At 51.4% G+C, this 1248-nt stretch carries 1 pseudogene; it reads left to right on the top strand.

Annotated features, from left to right (window positions below):
* Window positions 1-76: 76 nt before the first annotated feature.
* Window positions 77-1248: pseudogene (locus tag ACFFSY_RS35110) on the top strand (IS1182 family transposase); the annotation flags it as partial.

Here is a 1248-nt window from a genome sequence, read left to right as displayed (position 1 = left end):
AGCCTGTCCTTGTTAAAATGGAGGTACCACCCAACCATTCCTAAAGGAGAGACTTCTTTTCTACAAAGAATATACCATGGACCAGTTGTCCTTGCCAATGGACTTGCAAGAAGATATCCCTCAAAACCATCTCGTTCGCATCGTCAATGATGCAGTCGACCACCTAAATATGAATCTTTTCACCAAAGCCTATCCCGGCGGCGGTCGGGACAGTTACCACCCCAAAATGCTGACGAAGATCATTATCTACGCCTACACCCAGCGGATTTCTCCTCACGCCAAATTGCCAAAGCCGTCCGGGAGAACATCATGTTCATGTGGCTGGCCGCGCGGCAGTGCCCAGACTTCCGCACCATTAATCGCTTTCGTTCCGAGCGCATGAAAGACGTGCTCGAATCCATCTTCACGGCCGTTCTTCAGTATCTCGTTGAAGCCAAGTACGTCAAGCTCGAGCATTACTTCGTCGATGGAACCAAGATTGAAGCCAATGCCAACCGCTACACCTTTGTCTGGGGTAAGGCAGTCGTCAAGCACAAGATGAGGCTGCAGGAGAAAGTGCAATCCTTGTTCGCGACCATCTAAGAAGCCGAGAAACAGGAAGATCATGCGCTAAGCGGCATGGATCTAAGTGAGCTTGGTAAAACAGCAGACATGACGAGCGAGAAGTTGGAACAAGCGGTGCAGCAGCTCGAACAGCGACTAGAAGCGAAACCAAAGGACAAGCCGCTCAAGAAAACAGTTCGCATCATTCGTAAAGACCTGCTACCGAGACTCCAAAAGTACGAATCCCAGCAAACCCATCTTGGGGAGCCGCAACAGTTTCAGCAAGACAGATCCAGACGCCACCTTCATGCGCATGAAAGAAGACCATATGCGAAATGGTCAGCTCAAACCGAGCTACAATGTACAGATCGGAACCGAGAACCAATTCATCCTAGGGTACAGTGTTCACCAGCGTCCAACGGACACCAGATGCCTGAAGCCGCATCTGGAGAAAGTGAAACACGCATTAGGTGCACTGCCGGGCACGATCATCGCGGACGCTGGCTATGGCGGAGAAGAGAACTACGCGTACCTGGAGCAATAGAACGTGGAAGCCATTGTGAAGTACGCGACGTACCATCGCGAGAACACCAAGGCATGGCAGCAAGACGTGGGCAGATTGGACAACTGGACGTATCTCGCCGATGAGGACAGATGGCTATGCCCGGCCGGTCAGCAATTGCTCTTTCGCAGAGAGAGCAAAGA

The organism is Paenibacillus aurantiacus, from assembly GCF_042431225.1.
Classification (GTDB): domain Bacteria; phylum Bacillota; class Bacilli; order Paenibacillales; family Paenibacillaceae; genus Paenibacillus_Z; species Paenibacillus_Z aurantiacus.
This window is presented reverse-complemented; position numbering and strand designations above follow the sequence as displayed.